Origin of the sequence: Williamsia sp., assembly GCF_016462415.1 — a bacterium.
Lineage (GTDB): Bacteria > Actinomycetota > Actinomycetes > Mycobacteriales > Mycobacteriaceae > Williamsia_A.
In genome coordinates this window covers 1-4,008 of sequence record NZ_JAEMTF010000183.1, presented here as the reverse complement: position 1 = coordinate 4,008, position 4,008 = coordinate 1, and the positions used below count along the sequence as shown (strand labels likewise).

The window sequence follows — 4,008 nt, the reverse complement described above, 5'->3', positions numbered from 1 at the left end:
TGCAGAAGTACAAGGAGCTGCAGGACATCATCGCCATCCTCGGTATGGACGAGCTGTCCGAAGAGGACAAGGTGACGGTCCAGCGCGCACGTCGCATCCAGAAGTTCCTCGGTCAGAACTTCATCGTCGCCGAGAAGTTCACCGGTCAGAAGGGATCGGTCGTCCCGCTCGCGGACACGATCGAGGCGTTCGACCGCGTCTGCAAGGGCGAGTTCGACCACCTGCCCGAGCAGGCGTTCAACAGCTGCGGCGGACTCGACGACGTGGAGGCCGCGGCCGAGAAGATCTCGGGGAAGTGACGCGACCTCATGGCTGACACAGGCTTTCCGGTCGAGGTCGTCTCGGTGGAGGAGCGTCTCTACTCCGGCGAGGCCACCTTCGTGATCGCACAGACCACCGAGGGCGAACTGGGCATCCTCAACCACCACGAACCGCTCCTCGGCGAGCTCATCGCCGGTGGGTTCGTGGTGATCGAGCAGACCGACGGCACCCGTCGCGTCGCTGCGGTGCAGGGAGGATTCCTCTCGGTGACCGGTGACGCCGTCACGGTGCTCGCCGAGTCCGCCGAATGGGCCCGGGACATCGACGCCGACGCCGCGCGCGCCGAGCTCGAGTCCGCCGAGGAGGGTTCCGAAGAACACGATCGCGCACTCTCGCGGATCCGAGCTGTGGAGCAGCTCACGCAGGAGAAGTGATGTGCACCTCGCCCGGTGCCGTGACCGGTTCGGTCGTGGCATTGTGGTGAGGACAGCGACACGTACACGTCGATCCCCGCAGCCTCTCGAGGCGTGCGGGGATCGGTGTATGTCGAGCCGGTCGCACGGTACGAGGTCAGGCAGGAGCACACGATGTCGGTGATGGTTCTCGGCGTGTGTATCGCTCTGCTGGTCGTGGTGGCGCTGGGCGTGCTCGCCCTGGTGGGATTCCGCGTCATGCGTCTGCGCAGCCGGGGGACCGCGGTGCTGCTGCGCAGCCTGCCCGCCGGCGACGACCGTGGGTGGCGTCACGGCATCGTGCGGTACGACGACCACTCGTTGATCTATTACCGGCTGAGCAGCTTGCGGACCGGGCCGAGCGAGGTCATCCCGCGCCAGGCAATCGAGACACGGGGGCGCCGGCAGCCCCGTGGTACCGAGGTCGAGGTCATCGATGCGATGACGATCCTCGAGATCGACGCGGACGGTGCGGGTTTCGAACTCGCGATGGCGTCGGGTGCGGTGACCGCATTCCAGTCGTGGGTCGAGTCGCGGCCGCCGGTGCGGTCGGTTCGCCGGCGATCGGCCTGACCCCTACTCCTCCCTGGCGGGCGGCCGTTGCCGCTGACCCCCGGGTGTCCAGAGGACGTCGCCGTCGGTGTTCACCGCTCGGGACATGATGAACAGCAGGTCGGACAGCCGGTTGAGGTATTTGGCCGGGAGCACCGAGGTGTTGTGAGGGTGAGCGGCGACCGCCGCCCACGCCGATCGCTCGGCCCTCCGCGTCACGGTTCGCGCCTGATGCAGCAGCGCGCTGAGGACGGTTCCGCCCGGCAGGATGAACGACGTCAGGGGTTCGAGCGGATCCCCGAACTCGTCGCACCAGGTCTCGAGGGCATCGACGTAGCTCTGGGCGATGCGCAGCGGTGGGTACTCCGGATCGGCCACCACCGGGGTGGCCAGATCAGCACCCGCGTCGAACAGGTCGTTCTGGATCGTGGTCAACACCGCCCGGACGTGGTCATCGGGTGCGCCGAGAGCGACCGCCGTGCCGATCGCCGCGTTCGTCTCATCGCAGTCGGCGTAGGCGACGACCCGTGCGTCGGTCTTCGGGACACGGGAGAAATCGCTGAGTCCCGTCGTCCCGTCGTCGCCGGTGCGGGTGTAGATCCGAGTGAGGTGAACAGCCATGGGCGCAAACCTACCGGCTGCGTCGAGCCCGAGAGCGCGGCGAGTTCCGCCCGCGAACAGTGCCGATGGCGTGGGTGGATAGGCTCGGGTCGTGAATGATCGCTTTCTGGTGACCGGCGGCGCACGCCTGTACGGCGAGGTCTCGGTGGTCGGCGCCAAGAACAGCGTCTTGAAGCTGATGGCCGCGGCGTTGCTGGCGGAGGGGCGCACGACGCTCACCAACTGTCCCGAGATCGCCGACGTCCCGTTGATGGCCGACGTCCTGCGGGGATTGGGTGCCGTGGTGACCCTCGACGGCGAGACGGTCACCATCGACACCCCGGCCGAGCCGAAGTTCCACGCCGACTTCGACGCGGTGAAGCAGTTTCGCGCGTCGGTCTGTGTTCTGGGACCGCTCATCGCGCGGTGTCGCCGTGCCGTGGTCGCGCTCCCGGGTGGCGACGCCATCGGGTCCCGGCCCCTGGACATGCATCAGGCGGGGCTGCGTGCGCTCGGCGCACACAGCACCATCGAGCACGGATGTGTTGTCGCGGAGGCGGATTCGCTGACCGGCGCGGCGATCGCCCTGGAATTCCCCTCGGTCGGGGCGACCGAGAACATCCTGATGGCCGCGGTACTGGCGGAGGGCACGACCACGATCGACAATGCTGCGCGGGAGCCGGAGATCATCGATCTCTGCGTGATGCTCGAGCAGATGGGTGCCCAGATCTCGGGGGAGGGGACATCAACCCTGACCGTCACCGGCGTCCAACGGTTGTCCCCGACGACCCATGTGGTGGTGGGCGACCGGATCGTCGCCGCGACCTGGGGCATCGCCGCCGCCATGACCAGGGGGGACATCCGGGTCACCGGGGTGGACCCCGCTCACCTGCAGCTGGTGCTGAACAAGCTGGTCGATGCCGGCGCCGAGGTGGACAGGTTCGCCAACGGCTTCCGTGTTCGACAGTCGGACCGTCCCCGTGCCGTGAACTTCTCGACCCTGCCTTTCCCTGGATTCCCGACCGACCTGCAGCCGATGGCCATCGGCCTGGCTGCGGTGGCCGAGGGGATGTCGGTCATCACCGAGAACGTCTTCGAGGCCCGGTTCCGGTTCGTCGAGGAGATGGTCCGATTGGGATCGGACGCGCGGACCGACGGTCACCACGCAGTGATCCGCGGGATCGAACAGCTCTCGAGTGCGCCGGTGTGGTGTTCGGACATCCGGGCCGGCGCCGGCCTGGTGTTGGCGGGTCTGGTCGCCGACGGCGTGACCGAGGTCCATGACGTCTTCCACATCGATCGCGGATACCCCGAGTTCATCGGCAAACTGCGCAGTCTCGGGGCCCAGGTCGAGCGCGTCAGCGACTGATGACGGTCTCCTGATCGTGCTCGAATGTGGTGGGCGTCACCGAAATCGGTTGCGCTGAGGCCGCTTTCGACGCGGTCGAATCGGATTGGTACGAACGTGCTGACCTGCGGGGAACGAAATGGGCGGGCCTGTGACCAGGCGATTTGACGGGCTGCTCGCAGGCCGCGTAACTTCTTCCAAGTCAGCGCGCCACGGCGCCTCCCGGGAAGCAAGACTCCGGGACTGGGAAACCGGGCTCAGCGCAGACAACCCAACGCGACACGATGACTGCGAAAGCGGTTGTCATCGCTGCGGGGCCGAACAGAATCACCGAAGACCTCGACCAGACACTGGTTGACCGGCCCTCATGACTCTGCTAGGCTGGAAAAGTTGCCCCGGAGACGGAGGCAACAGCCAGAACAAAGCTTTCGGTAGCAGGTTCCGATAGGGGACTGATGCGCCGTGGGTGTGTGTTCTTTGAGAACTCGATAGTGTGTTGATGGATTGTTAATGCCAAATTTTGTTTGGTGCTGCATCCTGCGGACAGTGGTTTGTGGGGTGTGGTTTTTTTGATGATTGATGCCATCTGGGGTTAAGCTCCTGGGTGGTTGTCGGTTGTTTGTTTTTTTGGTTGGGATTTTGTCTCTGCTGGGAAGATTGTTTTGAAATCCGCGTTGTTGCTGGCTCTTTTGGGGGTTGGTGCGCGTGTTTTTCTATGGTTTTTCATGGAGAGTTTGATCCTGGCTCAGGACGAACGCTGGCGGCGTGCTTAACACATGCAAGTCGAACGGAAAG

General features: G+C 65.3%; 4 protein-coding genes, 1 rRNA gene and 1 pseudogene. 5 read left to right on the top strand and 1 reads right to left on the bottom strand.

What is annotated here, in order from left to right; all coding sequences use genetic code 11:
• The 3 genes and pseudogenes from JHC79_RS22870 to JHC79_RS22860 form a co-directional block, all read left to right on the top strand.
• Positions 1-299, top strand: a pseudogene (locus JHC79_RS22870) (F0F1 ATP synthase subunit beta); the annotation flags it as partial.
• 9 nt (positions 300-308) lie between these two features.
• Positions 309-695 carry a F0F1 ATP synthase subunit epsilon gene (locus JHC79_RS22865; protein WP_188490615.1) on the top strand — a complete coding sequence of 129 codons (387 nt, stop codon included), beginning with the start codon at positions 309-311 and terminating at the stop codon, positions 693-695.
• 153 nt (positions 696-848) lie between these two features.
• Positions 849-1,286, top strand: a complete 438-nt coding sequence (locus tag JHC79_RS22860; protein WP_296395226.1) for a DUF2550 domain-containing protein — start codon at positions 849-851, stop codon at positions 1,284-1,286.
• A 3-nt stretch (positions 1,287-1,289) separates the two neighbouring features.
• Here JHC79_RS22860 and JHC79_RS22855 read toward each other — a convergent pair whose 3' ends face one another.
• Positions 1,290-1,886 carry a cob(I)yrinic acid a,c-diamide adenosyltransferase gene (locus JHC79_RS22855; protein ID WP_296395224.1) on the bottom strand — a complete coding sequence of 199 codons (597 nt, stop codon included), beginning with the start codon at positions 1,884-1,886 and terminating at the stop codon, positions 1,290-1,292.
• 91 nt (positions 1,887-1,977) lie between these two features.
• On the opposite strand from JHC79_RS22855, the gene murA reads away from it, so the two are divergent.
• Both murA and JHC79_RS22845 read left to right on the top strand, forming a co-directional pair.
• Positions 1,978-3,234: a UDP-N-acetylglucosamine 1-carboxyvinyltransferase gene (gene murA, locus JHC79_RS22850; protein WP_296395221.1), complete on the top strand. Its 1,257-nt coding sequence runs from the start codon at positions 1,978-1,980 to the stop codon at positions 3,232-3,234.
• 701 nt (positions 3,235-3,935) lie between these two features.
• Positions 3,936-4,008, top strand: a 16S ribosomal RNA gene (locus JHC79_RS22845); the annotation flags it as partial.

Bases quoted from the DNA above. Each gene is read 5' to 3' on its own strand.
- JHC79_RS22865 (WP_188490615.1), top strand. From the start codon at position 309: ATGGCTGACACAGGCTTTCCGGTCGAGGTCGTCTCGGTGGAGGAGCGT.
- JHC79_RS22860 (WP_296395226.1), top strand. From the start codon at position 849: ATGTCGGTGATGGTTCTCGGCGTGTGTATCGCTCTGCTGGTCGTGGTG.
- JHC79_RS22855 (WP_296395224.1), bottom strand. From the start codon at position 1,886: ATGGCTGTTCACCTCACTCGGATCTACACCCGCACCGGCGACGACGGG.